15 protein-coding genes, 1 pseudogene and 1 other annotated feature are annotated in these 17,578 nt (G+C 44.0%); of the genes and pseudogenes, 6 read left to right on the top strand and 10 right to left on the bottom strand.

Annotation, left to right across the window (positions count from 1 at the left end; all coding sequences use genetic code 11):
* Positions 1 to 63: 63 nt before the first annotated feature.
* Positions 64 to 1,377 carry a branched-chain amino acid transport system II carrier protein gene (gene brnQ, locus CWO27_RS10015; protein ID WP_107898926.1) on the bottom strand — a complete coding sequence of 438 codons (1,314 nt, stop codon included), beginning with the start codon at positions 1,375 to 1,377 and terminating at the stop codon, positions 64 to 66.
* A 314-nt stretch (positions 1,378 to 1,691) separates the two neighbouring features.
* Between brnQ and CWO27_RS10010 the strand changes: the two genes are divergently transcribed.
* Complete coding sequence (locus tag CWO27_RS10010; protein WP_107898934.1) at positions 1,692 to 2,420, top strand: tRNA1(Val) (adenine(37)-N6)-methyltransferase; 729 nt, start codon at positions 1,692 to 1,694, stop codon at positions 2,418 to 2,420.
* Between the two features lie 107 nt (positions 2,421 to 2,527).
* Positions 2,528 to 3,793, top strand: coding sequence for an ATP-dependent RNA helicase SrmB (srmB, locus tag CWO27_RS10005; protein ID WP_048658056.1), 1,266 nt, complete (start codon positions 2,528 to 2,530; stop codon positions 3,791 to 3,793).
* A gap of 112 nt (positions 3,794 to 3,905) precedes the next feature.
* On the opposite strand, the gene yaaA is transcribed toward srmB, so the two are convergent.
* On the bottom strand, positions 3,906 to 4,682 hold the full coding sequence (yaaA, locus tag CWO27_RS10000; RefSeq protein ID WP_107898925.1) for a peroxide stress protein YaaA: 777 nt from the start codon (positions 4,680 to 4,682) through the stop codon (positions 3,906 to 3,908).
* Positions 4,683 to 4,909: 227 nt separating this feature from the next.
* On the bottom strand, positions 4,910 to 6,337 hold the full coding sequence (locus CWO27_RS09995) for an alanine/glycine:cation symporter family protein (RefSeq protein WP_032545312.1): 1,428 nt from the start codon (positions 6,335 to 6,337) through the stop codon (positions 4,910 to 4,912).
* 711 nt (positions 6,338 to 7,048) lie between these two features.
* Between CWO27_RS09995 and CWO27_RS09990 the strand changes: the two genes are divergently transcribed.
* Positions 7,049 to 7,237 carry a DUF3545 family protein gene (locus tag CWO27_RS09990; RefSeq protein ID WP_008224353.1) on the top strand — a complete coding sequence of 63 codons (189 nt, stop codon included), beginning with the start codon at positions 7,049 to 7,051 and terminating at the stop codon, positions 7,235 to 7,237.
* A 185-nt stretch (positions 7,238 to 7,422) separates the two neighbouring features.
* Here the strand turns inward: CWO27_RS09990 and CWO27_RS09985 are convergent, their stop codons facing one another.
* The 3 genes from CWO27_RS09985 to nfo all read right to left on the bottom strand — a co-directional run bounded on the left by CWO27_RS09985 (position 7,423) and on the right by nfo (position 10,047).
* Positions 7,423 to 7,974, bottom strand: a complete 552-nt coding sequence (locus CWO27_RS09985; RefSeq protein WP_048658054.1) for a hemerythrin domain-containing protein — start codon at positions 7,972 to 7,974, stop codon at positions 7,423 to 7,425.
* Positions 7,975 to 8,060: 86 nt separating this feature from the next.
* Positions 8,061 to 8,741: a uracil-DNA glycosylase gene (gene ung / locus CWO27_RS09980; RefSeq protein WP_057621958.1), complete on the bottom strand. Its 681-nt coding sequence runs from the start codon at positions 8,739 to 8,741 to the stop codon at positions 8,061 to 8,063.
* A gap of 397 nt (positions 8,742 to 9,138) precedes the next feature.
* Complete coding sequence (gene nfo, locus CWO27_RS09975; protein WP_048658052.1) at positions 9,139 to 10,047, bottom strand: deoxyribonuclease IV; 909 nt, start codon at positions 10,045 to 10,047, stop codon at positions 9,139 to 9,141.
* 326 nt (positions 10,048 to 10,373) lie between these two features.
* Here nfo and grcA point away from each other — a divergent pair, with 326 nt between their 5' ends.
* A complete protein-coding gene (gene grcA, locus CWO27_RS09970; protein WP_017059315.1) occupies positions 10,374 to 10,751 on the top strand; it encodes an autonomous glycyl radical cofactor GrcA in 378 nt (125 codons plus the stop codon).
* Between the two features lie 77 nt (positions 10,752 to 10,828).
* Here grcA and thrC read toward each other — a convergent pair whose 3' ends face one another.
* The 3 genes from thrC to thrA are packed head-to-tail and all read right to left on the bottom strand — an operon-like array spanning position 10,829 to position 15,542.
* Complete coding sequence (thrC, locus tag CWO27_RS09965) at positions 10,829 to 12,112, bottom strand: threonine synthase (RefSeq protein WP_017059314.1); 1,284 nt, start codon at positions 12,110 to 12,112, stop codon at positions 10,829 to 10,831.
* Complete coding sequence (thrB, locus tag CWO27_RS09960; protein WP_107898933.1) at positions 12,109 to 13,065, bottom strand: homoserine kinase; 957 nt, start codon at positions 13,063 to 13,065, stop codon at positions 12,109 to 12,111. Before thrB ends, thrC begins: the two co-directional genes overlap by 4 nt.
* Positions 13,066 to 13,082: 17 nt before the next feature.
* Entirely contained in the window at positions 13,083 to 15,542 is a 2,460-nt protein-coding gene (thrA, locus tag CWO27_RS09955; protein WP_102432148.1) for a bifunctional aspartate kinase/homoserine dehydrogenase I, read from the bottom strand.
* Positions 15,543 to 15,571: 29 nt separating this feature from the next.
* Positions 15,572 to 15,690 (bottom strand) — a sequence feature (Thr leader region).
* 317 nt (positions 15,691 to 16,007) lie between these two features.
* Here thrA and CWO27_RS09950 point away from each other — a divergent pair.
* Positions 16,008 to 16,466: a hypothetical protein gene (locus CWO27_RS09950; RefSeq protein ID WP_048662672.1), complete on the top strand. Its 459-nt coding sequence runs from the start codon at positions 16,008 to 16,010 to the stop codon at positions 16,464 to 16,466.
* 112 nt (positions 16,467 to 16,578) lie between these two features.
* Here CWO27_RS09950 and CWO27_RS09945 read toward each other — a convergent pair whose 3' ends face one another.
* Positions 16,579 to 17,064 (bottom strand): putative 4-hydroxy-4-methyl-2-oxoglutarate aldolase, encoded by a 486-nt coding sequence (locus CWO27_RS09945; RefSeq protein WP_048658048.1) that lies wholly within the window; start codon positions 17,062 to 17,064, stop codon positions 16,579 to 16,581.
* 47 nt (positions 17,065 to 17,111) lie between these two features.
* Here CWO27_RS09945 and CWO27_RS23765 point away from each other — a divergent pair.
* A pseudogene (locus CWO27_RS23765) lies at positions 17,112 to 17,213 on the top strand (ribonuclease activity regulator protein RraA); the annotation flags it as partial.
* Positions 17,214 to 17,578 lie beyond the last annotated feature (365 nt).

Genomic DNA, 17,578 nt, shown 5'->3' with positions numbered 1-17,578 from the left:
TACTGCGAAGTAATGAGGCCTTTTCTATTTCATCTCGAAGAACAATCTAATCTCAACGGAAGATTAAACAGTCTCCTCAGCCATATCTTGCTCTGTTGATTTACCAACGAAGAACATACAGATGATTGCAGCAGTCGTTGGAAGCAACCAACCCATACCGATCTCAAACAGTGGCAGCATCTTAAGTGCAGACACGTCTACACCCGCTACTTTAGCGCCATCAATAAGAGCAAACAGCAGTGACACTAATACTACTACGCGGTAAGCCACTTTTGGATTAGGGAAACGGCTACGCAAGAATGTCAGAGCAACCAACGCGATAGCGACTGGGTACAATGCAAATAGTACTGGAACAGACAGAGAAATCAGTTGAGAAAGACCAACGTTTGCAACGGTTGCACAAGCCACACCGTTGATGATTACCCAAGTCTTGTAAGACAGAGGCGTTAGCGAGCTGAAGTAATCCGAACATGCTGACACAAGACCAATCGCCGTTGTTAGACACGCTAATAGTACGATCACAGAAAGCACTAGCTGACCAGAAGGACCAAACAACGATTGAACGTATAGGCTTAAGATAGCACCGCCATTGTCTGCACCAGCTGCGACTGTTGCACTTGTTGCGCCTAGGAAGAATAGAGAGATGTAAACAAACGCTAGACCCGCTGCGGCAATACAACCCGCGCTAATTAGGTACTTAGTCGTCGCTGCACGGTCAGTAATACCCTTGCTACGAATTGCATCAACAATCAGCATACCAAACATCAAAGAAGCAAAAGTATCCATGGTGTTGTAGCCTTCAAGGAAACCTTTGGTCAGTGGTTGAGTGATGTACTCACCGTGAGCCGCAAGAATATCACCTTGAGGGTTAACGAACACAGCAATCGCCAGTACAACCAAACCAACGAACAGTGCAGGTGTCAGTACCTTGCCAATAACGTCAATAAGCTTACCTTGCGACCATGAGAAGAACATCGCTACTACAAAAAATGCAATCGAAAAGAGAGTTAGGTGAGCTTGAGAGGCATCGATGAAGAACGGTTTCACCGCCATCTCATAGGCAACAAGGCCAGTACGTGGTGCAGCAAATGCAGGACCGATAATGATAAAGATCAGAACAGCCATGATAGTTGCAGCTTGCTTTGGAAGATCTTTAGTTAAGTGACCCCAAGAGCCACCAGCCACAGCGACCGCGACGATAGTGATTAACGGCAGACCAACGGCAGTCAGCAGAAAACCAGACATCGCTGGAAGGAAGTGATCACCGGCTAATTGGCCAGCTAGAGGTGGGAAGATGATGTTACCCGCACCCAAGAAAAACGCAAAAAGCATAAAGCCCAATGCCATTATATCTGTTAGTTTTAGACTCTGTTTCACAGATAATCCTTAATTATATTTATGAGTTTATGTTGTGCTTACATGAATGTTACAGCTAAAAGCTGCCAATCAATCTATAAAATAGTCGCGCATAATGACGAAACACTTGGCTAGCTGCAAGTCACCACACAAAAACACCATATAAATTTGCATATGAGAACAAAAAGCAGTGGATTACACTGGCTATGGAAAAATAGCCACAATTATAAACTAACCATAATTCACAACAATAGTTTCCCAAGCAGAACATTGATTCATACAAGCGGTTAACATTAGAGCTAATCACTTAAAATATCTTGATACTCAGAACATTAATAAAAGACAAAACAGTGCAAACTAAAAGCTTCAATTTTAAGCAATTCTCAATTTACGGCGGGCAAAGCGGTATGCCAGTCAGTACCGATGGCGTGTTACTTGGCGCGTGGGTAAGCCTGCCACAAAGATCATGTGTACTCGATATTGGAACAGGAACAGGCCTGCTGGCCTTGATGGCTGCACAGCGTTTTGAGGATGCTTCAATCTCTGCGATAGATATTGATCAACACGCCATTGATGCTGCCACTGTCAATATTGAGCAGTCGCCTTGGCAAAATCGTGTCTCGCTTCATCACGGCAGCGTGTTAACGGTCGACTTTCCACAAAAGTTTGATGCGATCATCTGTAACCCGCCCTACTTCAACTCTGGAGAACAGGCGCAGCAAAGCCAAAGAGCCACCGCCAGACATACCGATAGCTTGGATCACCTGCAACTTGCTAAGCGATGTTTCGAGATCACAACCGAAGCCGCGACGGCCAGTTTCATCCTACCGACGCCTGAGGGGGAAGGTTTTATCAAGCTTGCCGAGCAATGTGGTTGGTATCTAGCAAAACGCCTTGATGTGAGAACAACAAGTAAGAAACCGGCTAGCCGAATTCTATTTGAGTTATCTAAAGATCCTGCCTGCGAGCAAGATTTGCAGCGCGAATCGCTTACAATTCACCACCAAGGTAGTTATAGCGAAGCATTTATTGCGCTCACGAAAGATTTTTATCTCAAGATGTAGCAAATACCATGTGATCCTAATCACTAATGCTTCTATAATGTCCGACTACTCTTTTTTATCGTCTGCTTTTTGAGGCAGAAACATTTATTGCTTGTGGAGAAACAACAGTGATCAGAACCTTTGCAGAACTCGATCTAAACCAAGAGCTGCTTAAAGCAATTGACGAAATGGGCTACGAACGTCCAACACAGATACAAGCTGAAGCAATCCCACAAGCGTTAGATGGAAGAGACGTTTTGGCTTCTGCGCCAACAGGTACTGGTAAAACAGCATCATTTGTATTGCCAGCACTGCAATACCTACTGGATTTCCCACGTAAGAAATCTGGCCCTGCTCGTATGCTTATCCTGACGCCAACGCGTGAGCTAGCAATGCAGATCACCGAACAAGCACGTGAGCTTGCTAAATACACTAGCCTAAATATCTTCACGATCACGGGCGGTGTTATGTACCAAGAGCACGCAGATATCTTAAGCACAACTCAAGATATCGTAGTAGCAACACCTGGTCGTTTGATGGAATACATTGAAGGCGAGCGTTTTGACTGTCGTGCAATTGAATGGCTAGTTCTAGATGAAGCCGACCGTATGCTAGACATGGGCTTTGGTCCTGTTGTTGACCGTCTATCTGCAGAGTGTCGCTGGCGTAAACAAACTTTACTGTTCTCAGCAACGCTAGAAGGTAAAGGCATTGAAGGCTTCACTGAAGATCTACTGAAAAACCCAGCAGAGATCGATGCGAAATCATCACTTCGTGAGCGTAAGAAGATCACTCAGTGGTACCACCGTGCAGATACAGCAGAGCACAAGCTGAACATCCTAAAGCACATCATCACCGAGCAAGCTGAGCGTAGCATCGTATTCTTGAAGACGCGTGATCGCCTAGGTGATCTTCGTGCTCAACTAGAAAGCGCGCAAATCCCATGTGCGTGGATCCAAGGTGAAATGCCTCAAGATCGTCGTAACAACGCGATCGCTCGTTTCCGTGACGGTTCTGTCAACGTACTGCTAGCGACTGACGTTGCGGCTCGTGGTATCGACCTTCCAGACGTAAGCCACGTAATCAACTACGACATGCCACGTACTGCTGATGTATACCTACACCGTATTGGCCGTACTGCTCGTGCTGGTAAAAAAGGTAACGCGGTTTCTATCATTGAAGCGCACGATCAACTGATGATTGAACGTGTGGCTCGTTACACAGACGAACCAATCAAAGAACGCTTCATCGAAGGCATGCGCCCTACGCATAAGAAAGCGGCCGTGACTAAGAAAAAGAAGCCGAAGAAAGAAGATAAGAAAGCGGTAGAGAAACAAAAAATCGCGAAAAAGAAAAAAATTGCGAAGAAAAAGAAAGCAGCAAAGAAGAAATAATCTAATAGCTTCAACGATTCAATAAAAAGCCCCATGCAGTTCGCTGCATGGGGCTTTTCTCTATCTGGTTGGCATCTCGCCATAGAGCGTGACGACCATTAATCAATAACGTCTAGTTTTGCTCTTCACGCTTGAAGACTAACTCTTTCGCGTTCGACTCTTCTTCAACGAAGTAGTAACCCGCCGTATCAAACTGGGTCAACGCCTCGACCGAGTTGATCTTGTTCTCGATAATGTAGCGAGCCATCATGCCACGCGCTTTCTTCGCATAGAAACTGATCACCTTGTATTGACCGTTCTTACAGTCTTTGAATACAGGGGTAATCACTTGGCCATCCAAGCTCTTCGGCTTCACAGCTTTAAAGTATTCGTTAGATGCTAGGTTGATCAACACATTGTCGCCTTGAGTATTCAACGCTTCATTCAGCTTGTCTGTAATGATGTTGCCCCAGAACTGGTACAAGTTAGTACCACGAGCATTCGCCAAGCGTGTGCCCATCTCTAGACGGTAAGGCTGCATCAAATCTAACGGCTTAAGCAAGCCATATAACCCAGAAAGCATGCGCAGGTGATTTTGTGCGTAGTCAAAATCTTCATCCGATAGCGTCTCAGCATCTAAGCCAGTGTATACATCGCCCTTAAAGGCTAGGATTGCTTGGCGTGCGTTGTCTTGGGTAAAGGTCTCGCTCCACTGCTCAAAGCGCGCTACGTTCAACCCTGCGATTTTATCGCTCACCTTCATCAGTGCAGAAATATCGACTGGCGTCAGTTTACGGCACTCTTCAATCAGTTCAGCAGAGTGTTCAACAAACTCAGGCTGACTAAAGCGTTCAGTCGCTAATGGTGATTCGTAATCAAGTGTTTTGGCTGGAGAAACGACAACTAACATAACTTTACCCTAATCGGTTATCTAACTGGATGCTGCTAGAGTATAGAAAAAACATCAACTTGTCTTTATGACTCTTCCTATTACTTTGATAGGAAGAATGAGCTTCGATAGGGAGAATAAGCTTTGATAGACAGAATGAGACAAATGACAGGCAAAGAAAAAGGCTAAGGTCGAAACCTTAGCCTTTCTAATCATTTTAGGATGAGCGGTTTATCGCTCCAACAAGATTATTTCTTGTTGTTGTCCCAAATACCGTCTTCCAGTTGAGACTTAAGCTCAGGGAAGTCATTCGAATCGAATGTCGGTACTTTACCCGCGTCTAGTTGGCGGTTGTAGTCTTTCGCTAGCTTAATCACGATGCCTGATAGCAGGATAATCGCCACCAAGTTAACAATCGCCATTAGGCCCATCGATACGTCAGCCAGGGCCCATACCGTTGGTAGTGTCGCTAGAGAACCGAACATAACCATACCCAGTACAACAATACGGAACAGCACTAGGCCTTTCTTGTTGTTGTGCTCTAGGAAGATAAGGTTCGTTTCAGCGTACGAGTAGTTTGCAATAATTGAAGTGAAAGCGAAGAAGAAAATCGCTACCGCTACAAAGATGCCACCCCATTCGCCAACTTGTGCTGTTAGTGCACGTTGCGTTAGTTCGATACCCGTAACTTCACCGTGTGGTACATACTCACCAGACATCAGGATGATTGCTACTGTTGCTGAACAGATAACAATGGTATCCATGAACACGCCTAGCATTTGCACGTAACCTTGTGATGCTGGGTGTGGTGGGTAAGGCGTAGCAGAAGCTGCTGCGTTTGGCGCAGAACCCATACCCGCTTCGTTCGAGAACAAACCACGTTTGATACCGTTAATCATCGCTTGTGCGATTGCGTAACCTAGGCCACCCGCCGCTGCTTCTTGCAGACCGAATGCACTCTTGAAGATAAGAGCCAATACTTCAGGCACTTTCTCGATGTTCGCGAACATCACGTACATAGCGATCGCTAGGTAAGCCAATGCCATGATTGGAACGATGATTTCTGCAGTACGTGCAATCTTACGGATACCACCGAAGATAACGAATGCAGAGATAATTACGATACCAACACCAACGTAGCTACGCTCAAGGTCAAATGCTGTGTTCATTGCGCTTGCAATCGCGTTTGCTTGAACCGCGTTGAATACAAGACCGAATGCAATGATTAGGAAGATAGAGAATAGAACCCCCATCCAACGCATGCCTAGGCCTTTCTCCATGTAGTATGCAGGGCCGCCGCGGTAGTTACCGTCGTTATCACGCGTTTTGTATAGCTGTGCCAGTGTACTTTCAGCAAACGATGTTGCCATACCTAGCATGGCGATTAGCCACATCCAGAAGATAGCACCAGGGCCACCTGCGGTTAGAGCTACAGCAACACCTGCCATGTTACCCGTACCTACACGAGCAGCGAGACTAGTACAAAGAGCTTGGAAAGAAGAGATACCAGCACTGTCTGCTTTACGGCTGTTTCTCAGAACAGAGAACATGTGGCCGAAATGGCGGAATTGAATGAAGCCTAGTCGTACAGTGAAGTAGATACCCACACCAACCAGTAAGTAAACTAAGATAGATCCCCAAAGGAGATCGTTCATCAAATTGATTAAGTCTGTCACGTGAACCTCGTAATTGAGTTTAAGCACCGATCATGCTTCCTAGCCTTCCTCTAAATCGCCTATGCCAGTGTCAATGTTGTGTCGGCATTCGTTTTATATTTATTTGCTGCGATCTAGATTGTAAATGTCGCTTCATGCATCCATTTTACGTATCAGTGTATTTTTTGACGGGCGGATAATGCAGCGAGACGACTTAAAAATCAATATGCAAATGCATTTATATTAAAATGACATTTCACTAATAACACACCTTTTGTTAACACAACTTTCAACAATACAGCCCAATAAAAGTCACATTATCGGGACATAATATCAACAACAGCCACGGCTCCGCCCCAACAAGAACACCATCCCATAAAAATGACGTCAGCCTAGGTTTTACAAGGTATAGTGAAGATCTTCGTTTTTTTCTAGGCCAATGAGATCCCTATACCGCATAGCACTATGTGCACTTCAATGCATTATAGGCAAAACACTATTCCATTCGCACAATGAATTAACATTCAATAACCCCTAATTTAATCGTTTACTTAGGTTTGTTTGCTTGTTTTTTATACATAAAAAGTCCCTCAATGTGTGAGCATGCATAAAAAAACAGAACAAAAACTTCATAGATTTGAAACAAATGAGAAATAAATCAAGGTTATGGTGAACCTAAATATGATATTTAATGGTTCGTAAGAACTAGTCCCACGGAAGGAGATATGGCTTATGGATAGCTTTCAATTCGATGAAGTATCAGAACTAGAAATGCCTCGTGCAACTCAAAAAACACGCTCGAAACCACTTAAGCGTAAGTGGCGTGAAATCGAAGCCATCAACGATCGCAGGCAGCTTGAGAAAGAGCTAAGAGAGATGAATCTCGGTCTCGATTTTAGCCTTGACGATATAAAGCTTTAATCAGCACGATAAGAAATCAGATAGCAAAAGGCACCTATAAAGGTGCCTTTTTTATTGTTTAGACTATCGCATCCGTTCAAAGCGCCGCACTAAGAACTAATCAACTAATATAGAGGGAGTCTCAAACAGTCACCTCTTAATATAGAAGGCACTTCGAAATAGGTGTGACTCACTCTTAATATTAACTAAACGCACTCTTGCTCATTTTGTCGAACGCGAGCTGCGAGCTGGCGATATTGGTCAGCAATCGTGTCCCCAAAAACAGGGTCGTCTTCTGGTTGAAGCCACTGTGACTCAACCTCTTGCCAATCCTTAACCGTGAACGCCTCAACAATCATTGGTAGCACATGCTTCTCTTCATATTCCATGTGCTTTCTCTGAGCCTTAACAAACGCTTCAAGCTGCTCAATAAAGACTTGCTGAGGAACCACCGCATCTTGAAGGATCATATCGACCACGCCTAAAAAGTCCGCCGTTTTCTCAGAAAGCAATTGATGCTCTAACTCCAAGTCTTCAATCGCTTGATCACTGCCATATTGTTTAAGATAGTAGCGATAAATAACGTCTTCTTTAGGGTGATGCACTTTGTCCGAATGGTTCATCAGGTAATCAACCACCTCTGCGATCAAGCTATAGTTTATTTCTCGCTCTTGTTTTAGAAGCTCTAACTTATTGTTGAGTATCGCGAGCAAACGAGCCATATAGCCATGCTCTCGTCTTATCCTTTCAATCATCATAGTATTGCACTCCATTACACCCACTGTTTATAAGTGTATACGAAGATACTGATTTATGATTTGACCCGGCTCAGAAAACCACCAACCTACACTTCTGTTGGTAAACACCAGTCAATAGGTTGTTGATCCATAGAAGAAAGTAACTTGTTGGTTGTTGAGAAATGCTGACAACCGAAGAAGCCACGACGTGCCGATAATGGCGATGGGTGAGGTGCAACCAACACTTGATGTTTGTCTTCATCAATCGCTTGGCCTTTCTTCTGGGCGTGTGCGCCCCACAACAAAAAGATGATCGGTTCAGAACGCTGATTGAGCTCAGCAATCATGGCATCAGTAAAAGTTTCCCAACCACATTTCGCATGTGAGTGTGCTTTTGCCTCTTCTACTGTAAGAACGGTGTTCAACATCAACACCCCTTGCGATGCCCAAGAATCGAGATAACCGTGACTAGGAATCTCAAAGCCCTCTATATCTTGTGCAAGCTCTTTGTACATATTGCGTAGAGAAGGGGGGATTTTCACGCCAGGAAGGACTGAGAATGCTAAACCATGAGCTTGGTTAGCACCGTGATAAGGATCTTGCCCTAAGATAACTACTCGCACGGATTCGAAAGGCGTCATATCAAAGGCACTGAACACCTGATCTTGTGGCGGGTAGACGGTTTTCCCATTATTACGTTGCTGCTCAACAAACGCGAGGACACTCTGAAAGTACTCCTTGTCACGTTCATCATTAATAATGGATTCCCAAGTTTTTGGTGCGCTCATCGTTTTACTTCCCAATCATCAAGGTTTCTAGCGGCTTTCGCCAGACAAAAAAATAGCTGTATCGGCTAACTCTCCTAAATAAGGATCTAGTTATACCTCATACAGCTATCAATAAACATGATGTGTAGGGTTCACTTGTTGATGAATCATAATAATCAGTTCAAGTTGTGTTTATCTCGATTAACCACTTTTCTGTTGTGTACGATGGTGGCCATGGTTATGCACGTGACGGTTTGGTGTTGGTAAACGACTTGCGACAGCAACAGTTGAAGTTTGGGTGATTGAATACATAAAGGCACCTCCTCTAAGACATCGTGAACTACATATTCACTTTAATGTTATGAAAGAAAGGTGCCAATTTTTAGAAATAGACGGAAATAAATTTTCCCTTCTATTATTACGCTTCTTCGCTGACTACCGTTGCTGAGCGATGAAACATTCTAAGTTGTTGAATTTCCTCTTTCCAAATCGTCGAATCAATCGTTTCCAAGATAAGAGGGATACCATTAAAGCGAGAATCAGAAGCAATATACTCAAAACAATCCCAGCCAATTTCACCTTTTCCTAAAGAATGGTGTCGATCAACTCGACTCGCGAACTCAGCTTTTGAATCATTGATGTGCATTGCTCTTAGATAGTGCATACCCACAATGCGGTCGAACTCAGCAAAAGTATGCTCACACGCCTCTTTTGTACGTAAGTCATAGCCAGCAGTAAACGTATGGCAGGTGTCTAAGCACACGCCAACACGTGACTTATCTTCTACCTGCTCGATAATCTCAGCTAGATGTTCAAACTTCCAACCAAGGTTAGTGCCCTGCCCTGACGTATTCTCGATCACCGCGATTACGTCAGGTACAGCTTGATGAGCTAGGTTGATCGACTCGGCGATCTTAGCCAAACATTCGCTTTCTGAGATTTTCTTCAAATGACTCCCAGGGTGAAAATTCAAAAGCGTTAACCCAAGTTGATTACAACGCTCCATCTCATCAATAAAAGCCGCGCGTGATTTCTCTAGCTTCTCTTCCTCTGGTGCTCCTAGGTTAATAAGGTAGGAGTCATGAGGAAGAATGTGCTCAGCACCGAAGCCCAACATTTTGCAATTGGCTTTGAAGGCACTAATGGTTTTCGCTTCTAGCGGTTTTGCCGCCCACTGTCTCTGATTCTTGGTAAACAGTGCAAACGCATTGGCACCTATTTCACGTGCACGCATAGGCGCCTGATCAACACCACCAGCAGCCGACACATGAGCGCCAATAAACTTCATATTTGTTTCCGGTTTTGAGGATGAATTATTGTTTGTCATTAAATCACTTTACACTTTCATAATGCTTAATAAATAAAGGGTTGTATCGGTTGCTGTTCAATAAAAACACAACAAATGTAGTAAATTTACAACAAATACAACTGTTAAATATTTTTTATACTTTAAAATATTTTGTAATTACTTTGTTTTCAAAGGTTTTGTTGATTTACCTCAAGATAATCACCTTTGTAAAAATATGGTTTTTGGTTGTTTTTTGACTTAAATCAATGTTAACCTTACTAATATTAGGTATATATTACTCAGCTCAATAAAAATCGAAAGTTAACACCATAATCAAACCACATTCAGTGGACTAGGAGATAGTTATGATCCAAGGTATTCAAATTACTAAAGCAGCAAACGATGACCTACTAAACTCAATCTGGCTACTAGATAGCGAGAAGAATGAAGCTCGTTGTGTTGTTGCTACTGCAGGTTTCGAAGCTGACCAAGTTATCTCAGCTGCAGACCTAGGCGAGTACGAAAGCCGTGAAGTTGCAATCGAAGCAGCACCACGCATCGAAGGTGGCCAACACCTAAACGTTAACGTTCTTAAGCGTGAAACGCTAGAAGACGCAGTTGCTCACCCAGAGAACTACCCACAGCTAACTATCCGTGTATCGGGTTACGCTGTACGTTTCAACTCTCTAACAACTGAACAGCAACGTGACGTTATCGCACGTACGTTCACTGAGTCTCTATAATTTTTAGAGCTTAAATTAGAATACAAAAACGGCGCTCATTGAGCGCCGTTTTTATTTGTTCGAAAAACAAATGGACGTTACGGTTGAACTCGACGAAGCACTGCTTTTAGCGCTTCAAAATCGTTATCAAGATCTTCAGACAACAACTCCATTGCCGCGTGTTTTGCTAGCGGGCCTGGCAGTTCGATATCAGAACCTAGGATGTCATCAACCACTTCTTTGAATTTCGCTGGGTGTGCTGTACACAGGAACAAGCCAGTTTCATTCTCTTGCAATTGCTCTTCCAATAGACGGTAAGCAATCGCACCATGTGGTTCACATAGGTAACCTTGTGCTTTTAGGTCGCGAACTGACTCAGCGCTCTGCTCGTCAGATACTTTACCTTTGCCTAGTGTATCTAAGCCCCAACCTTTGAGTTGGCAAAGCTCTTCAATACGAGGCCAGTTATTTGGTTGGCTTACGTCCATCGCGTTCGATGTTGTCGCAACGGTCGGTTTTGGATCCCATTGACCTGTTTCTAGGTAGCGAGGAACCGTGTCATTTTCATTGGTTGCTGCGATGAAACGCTTAACAGGTAAACCTAGTGCTTTAGCCAATAGACCCGCCGTTAGGTTACCAAAGTTACCACTTGGTACAGAAATAACTAGGTTTTCACGTTGCTCTTTAGTCAGCTGAGAAGCCGCTTCAAAGTAGTAACAGATCTGAGCCATTAAACGGCTGATGTTGATAGAGTTTGCCGAGTTAAGACCAATCTCTTTACGCAGTTCAGCATCATCAAATGAGTCTTTAACCAGAGCCTGACACGCATCAAAGTCACCATCGATAGCGACAGTGTGAATGTTCTTACCCAGCGTACAGAAAAGCTTCTCTTGCAATGGGCTGATCTTGCCTTTCGGGTAAAGAATCACAACATTGATGTCTTCCATGCCGTAGAAAGCATGTGCGACCGCCGCACCAGTATCACCTGATGTTGCTGTTAAGATAGTGATTTGACCACCATCTGAAACGGCTGCTAAAGACTGAGCCATAAAGCGGCCACCGAAATCTTTAAACGCCAGTGTAGGGCCGTGGAAAAGCTCAAGCGCGTAAACGCCGTCTTTTACTTGGTTGATTGGTGCAGGGAATTGGAACGCTGCATCCACCATTTGGTCGATCTGTTCTTTTGGTAATTCATCGCCAATCAATGCTGACAGAATCTTTGAGCTACGAGGGACAAAGTCCTCTGCTAGCAGCGCATCGATATCATCAAACTTTGGTAGCTCAGATGGAAAAAATAGACCTTGATTACGACCTAAACCTTGACGAACGGCTTGGCCAAAAGAGACTTGCTCGTCATTTTCTTTGATGTTGTACAGCTTCATAACTCACTTCCTGTAACGATCGAACCTTGCTTATCTAGGCGACAAACGTGAACGAATCCTTCTTCATTTTGTACGTAATTTTGTTCTAACCAGCGTGCAACACGCTCGGCGACATCTTGTTCTTTGCAAATGCTAAATAGAGTTGGACCGCTACCGGAGATCCCAGTAGCCAGTGCTCCTGCTGAAGTGGCGTATTTACGCGCATCAGCAAACCCTGGAAGCAGTTTCTCACGATATGGTTCAGCAATCACGTCTTTGATCATCTTCGTTGCTAGCTCTGGCTGACCAGAGTGGCACGCGTGGATAAAACCCGCTAGATGACGGCCATGGGCAATCACATCCTGACGACGATATTGAGAAGGAAGAATTTCGCGAGCTTCAGCCGTTGAAACCTTAATACCCGGATACGCCATTACCCAATACCAGTCATCAAAACACGGTACTTCTTGGCTAATGATACCTAACTCTTCAAGCATTAACTGCACACCACCAAGGTAACATGGAGCAACGTTATCATAATGGATACCGCCTGAAATCTTACCTTCCATTTCGCCCATTAGAGCAAGCAGTTCAGTCTCATTCAGTGGCTGGCCATGAAAACGATTTAGCGCATCCAGTGCCGCGACAATTGAACATGCACTTGAACCTAGACCAGAACCAATAGGCATGTTCTTTTCGAGTGTCATTTCTAAAGGCTTTAGCGCAACGCCTTTTTTATCAAGCTCTCTAGAGAACACCACCCAGCAGTCGTAGACGATGTTTTCTTTGGCTTCAGTCGGCAGCTTAGAAACAAAGCTGCCTGCTGTTTTTAGCGAGAATGATTCATCGCCTACTTTAACCATTACTCGGTCACCCAGCAGTGTGCCATCCACTGGAGACACAGCGGCCCCCAGCACATCAAACCCTACACTGACATTACCGATTGATGCAGGAGCATAAACGACAACATCCATATCACTTGAACTCATTCCTAAACTCCTAATTTCCAACCAAGAGTACGCATCACATCAGAGAATACGCCAGCTGCTGTTACTTCAGTACCCGCGCCGTAGCCACGTAGTACTAGAGGGATTGGTTGGTAGTAACGGCTGTAGAATGCTAATGCGTTCTCGCCATCTTTAATCTTGAACATTGGGTCATCGCCATCAACAGCAGCGATACGAACCTTACACTTACCTTCAGCGATTTCGCCAACATAACGAAGTACTTTGCCTTCTTCTGCTGCGATAGCCGACTGCTCTTGGAAGTAAGCATCCGCTTCTGGCAGACGAGCCATAAACTCTTCAACCGTGCCTGAGTCATCAAAACCTGGTGGCAGAGCTTGATCAACTTCAACATCTTCAAGTTCAAGCGCCATGCCTGCTTCACGAGCAAGAATAAGCAGCTTACGCGCCACATCCATACCAGATAAATCGTCACGAGGATCCGGTTCAGTAAAGCCGTTATCTTTAGCAATATTGGTTGCTTGGCTTAGTGTCATACCTTCATCAAGTTTACCGAAGATGTAAGACAGTGAACCTGAAAGAATGCCGTTGAACTTCTCAAGTTCATCACCTGCAGAGATAAGGTTCTGAAGGTTTTCGATTACTGGTAGACCTGCACCTACGGTTGTTTCGTACATCAGCTTACGACGTGAGTTACGTGCAACTTCACGAAGCTGATGGTAGTAAGCCATGCTTGCTGTGTTTGCTTTCTTGTTTGGTGTTACCACGTGGAAACCAGCCGCTAGGAAATCAGCGTACTGCGCAGCAATACCTTCGCTAGACGTACAGTCAACCAATACTGGGTTGATGATGTGGTTACGTTGAACAAGAGCGGCTAAGCGAGCTAGGCTGAATTCTTCAGTCGCACTCGACATACGGTCACGCCACTGCTCTAACGGTAGACCATCGCTGTCTAGCAACAAACCTTTACTGTTTGCTAAACCACATACGCGAATCACGATGCCTTTTTCAGCCAATTTACCTTGCTGACGTTGGATCTGATCAACAAGTTCGCCACCAACGCCGCCAACACCCACAACGAATACGTCAAGGAAGTGCTTAGAGTTAAATAGGTTCTCGTGACACGCTTTGATTGCTTCAGAGATTTTATCTTCAGGGATAACCGCTGAGATAGCACGCTCAGATGACCCTTGAGCAATCGCAACAATGTTGACGTTCACTTCAGCTAAAGAAGAGAAGAACTGAGAAGCAACACCGCGTGAAGTACGCATACCGTCACCCACCAGCGTTACAATCGCTACGTCGTCCATGAACTCAACTGGCTCTAATAGACCATCTTTGAGCTCAAGTTCAAACGCGTCTGACAACACTTGTTTCGCTTTCACTTTGTCAGCCGATTCAATACAGAAGCTGATGCTGTACTCAGAAGACGATTGAGTAATAAGGACAATAGAAACGCCAGCCGAAGACATCGCGCCGAATACGCGACTTGCCATGCCAACCATGCCTTTCATACCAGGGCCTGATACGTTAACCATTGTTAGGTCACTTAGCGTAGTAATACCTTTAATTGCTAGGTTATCTTCGCCAGTGTCTTGACCAATCAAAGTACCCGCACCCTGTGGGTTAAAGCTGTTTTTGATCAGACAAGGAATATGGAATTGCGCGATAGGCGCGATAGTCTTCGGGTGCAGAACCGAAGCACCGAAGTAAGAAAGCTCCATCGCTTCTTGGTAGCTTAATGATTTAAGCAGACGTGCATCATCGACTAAGCGTGGGTCACAGTTGTAAACGCCGTCTACATCAGTCCAGATTTCACAGCAATCAGCACGTAGACATGCCGCTAGAACTGCCGCTGAGTAGTCAGAGCCATTACGGCCAAGTGTTACTAACTCACCTTTATCATTACCAGCAGTGAAGCCCGGCATGATGTTTACGTGACCTTTAGGAAGTGGCGATTGACGGAAGTTCTGAGTTGAAACATCCACATCGACCATAGCTTCAAGGTGATCACCTTTAGCGTATAGGTATTGAACTGGGTCAATCAGGCTTGCTGGTTGGCCTTTCGCTTCAAGTACCGCTTTCATCAACTGGATTGAGATTCGCTCACCTTTACTGATGATGCGAGCATTAACATGATTCGGGCACATACCCAGTAGGTTAATGCCGTTCACGAACTGTTTTAGCTGAGCAAGAGAAGTATCCACCTGCTCTTGGAACGCGGAACCGTCAATAGAAGGAACAACGGCTTGAATATCTGCAAACAGTGCAGCGAATGAGGATTCGATCTCTGTAATCTGTGCATCTGCTTCACCATTTTTAAGTGCAGCTTCAATTACAGCGACCAACTTATTGGTTGTTTTTCCTGGAGCCGATAGTACAACAGCTAGCTCTTCTTGCTGGGCATTATTAGCGATGATATCAGCCGCTCGTAAAAAACGATCTGCATCAGCTAATGATGAACCTCCAAACTTTAAAACGCGCATCCCTTTCTCCATAAGTCATAAAAATGGTACAAAAAAAGGCCTGTATCTTGTTGGATACAGGCCTTTTTTTTAAAATCCGTTACTTAGCAGCCTGCCCCAACAATGTTAATGTCGGTAATAATAATGGTTGTGGTCATTACTAGGTGGCTTAAGTGCTGCATATCAAATTCTCTGCTTGTGCTTTACTCTACGTGTATCAATTTTTACCACTGGACGTCAATGAAAAGTTGCGTTTTTTTTACATTCGCACCGTTTTTCAGAGCAAACCGTCATTTAAGGGATAAAACACCCTGTATAAACCTTCACTTAAGATACTGGATTTACTCATTGAACAAGCAAGAGTGATCAATTGCATATATAGTCATAACAAAATGCTATATCGATAGTGCAGCGAACGCACAAGTTCTGTGCTTTAATTGAACGATAACGTTCGAAGAACAATAATAATGACATCAGGAGTGGGAAATGAAGAGATTACTTATTCTTTTGGCTTTTGCTATGCCTGTTGTTTGTTCAGCGAATAGTTTGCCTCTACTTCCTTCTCAAATAGATCGTTCTTCTCATAAATTTTTTATCTCCACACAAAACGCGTCAAGTGAAAGCTTCGATACTTGGAAAATAGACAGTGGCTATTCTTATAGCTTGTTTTCAGATGTGGATCTTTACGTGGGTACACGTATCAATAGTGCGGCACTGAAACAGGAAAGTGGATTCTTAAGTGGTGTCAGTTATCAGTTTTCAGAAAGAGTCTCTTTCAACAGTTCTTTACACACCTATAAAGATGAAACCGAAGACAATGAGAAATCGGTAGCCGCAGAGGTTTCCAGCCGAGTGCAACTGACTGATAATCTAGATTTGCATGCCACCCTTGACTATGAAGAGTGGCAGCAAGGTGTTGAAGTGGGATTAGGGTTTCGCTTTTAATCTCTTTCGCTTGTTCTTTATTTACTGATTAGTCCGAATTGAGCCCCAAGCTTTCAGCACATCACAAACCATTCCCCAATCTAATCTAACAACGGAATTAAATTTGAGTTAGTTACGACTCAATTAACAACTCAGATGAAATTAATACGCCATTCCAATCGGCATAAATATAGTCACCAGGCTGAATCAGTTGATTATGTATAGAGAGCGTAACATTCACTTGTCCGACGCCGCGTTTCTCGGTCTTGAATGGCGATGCACCCAGCGCCTGAACACCAAGGTCCATTTGCGACATCATGCCAACATCACGCACCGCACCGTTCACAATCACGCCTTCCCAACCATTCTCTATCGCGAGAATAGCGAGCTGATCGCCAAGCAGCGCCTTTTGGCATGAGCCATTTCCATCAACGACAAGCACTTTGCCACAGCCATCGGTCTCTAAAATCTCGCGAACCTTGGAATTATCGTGGTAACAACGAACTGTTACAATTTTTCCAAAGAACGCACCACGTTGACCGAAGTTCTGCAATGGCATGTTCAGTAGGGTGACTTCGCTTTCAAACTCATCACATAAGTCGGGTGTTATATCGTGCATATATCCTCCGTGAGTAAGGCGTTACCTGTTTAGTCAGGCTAACCTCTATGCTTTTATATGTTATTAAAATTAATCCTTTGTTTTCATTGTTCTATGCTCAATTTATTACTCAATAAAAGTTGATTGAGCATATTTATCTACTAGACTCTTAGGACAGCTTTCAGCTTCCTTGGTTCATAATACGGTCTTTAGCAGGCAAGATGTGCGAAACATCTCGAATAATCATTCTTGTTTTGGTGCTAAATAATCACCATAACATTGGTTAAGTTGTAGCCATACTATTAAAGTTTGTTGCGATACGGCAATTGATGTAAATCAACAAAGTGAATGGAATTAACATTCTCGCGTTGTTAGCATGCTGTTAACATTATAGAATCCTCTCCAATCACTAAAAGAATGATTGAAAGGCGTACTGGATCTACGTTATTGGGCAATACTTCAAGGAAGGCAGATAGCTGGAAGTAAGTGTTTTTTTGAAAACTTTAAGTTATCATCAAAAATACATTACCTGTAT

It is taken from the genome of Vibrio sp. 10N.286.51.C3 (assembly GCF_003050065.1).
In the GTDB taxonomy this organism is placed as follows: domain Bacteria; phylum Pseudomonadota; class Gammaproteobacteria; order Enterobacterales; family Vibrionaceae; genus Vibrio; species Vibrio crassostreae.
This window is presented reverse-complemented; position numbering and strand designations above follow the sequence as displayed.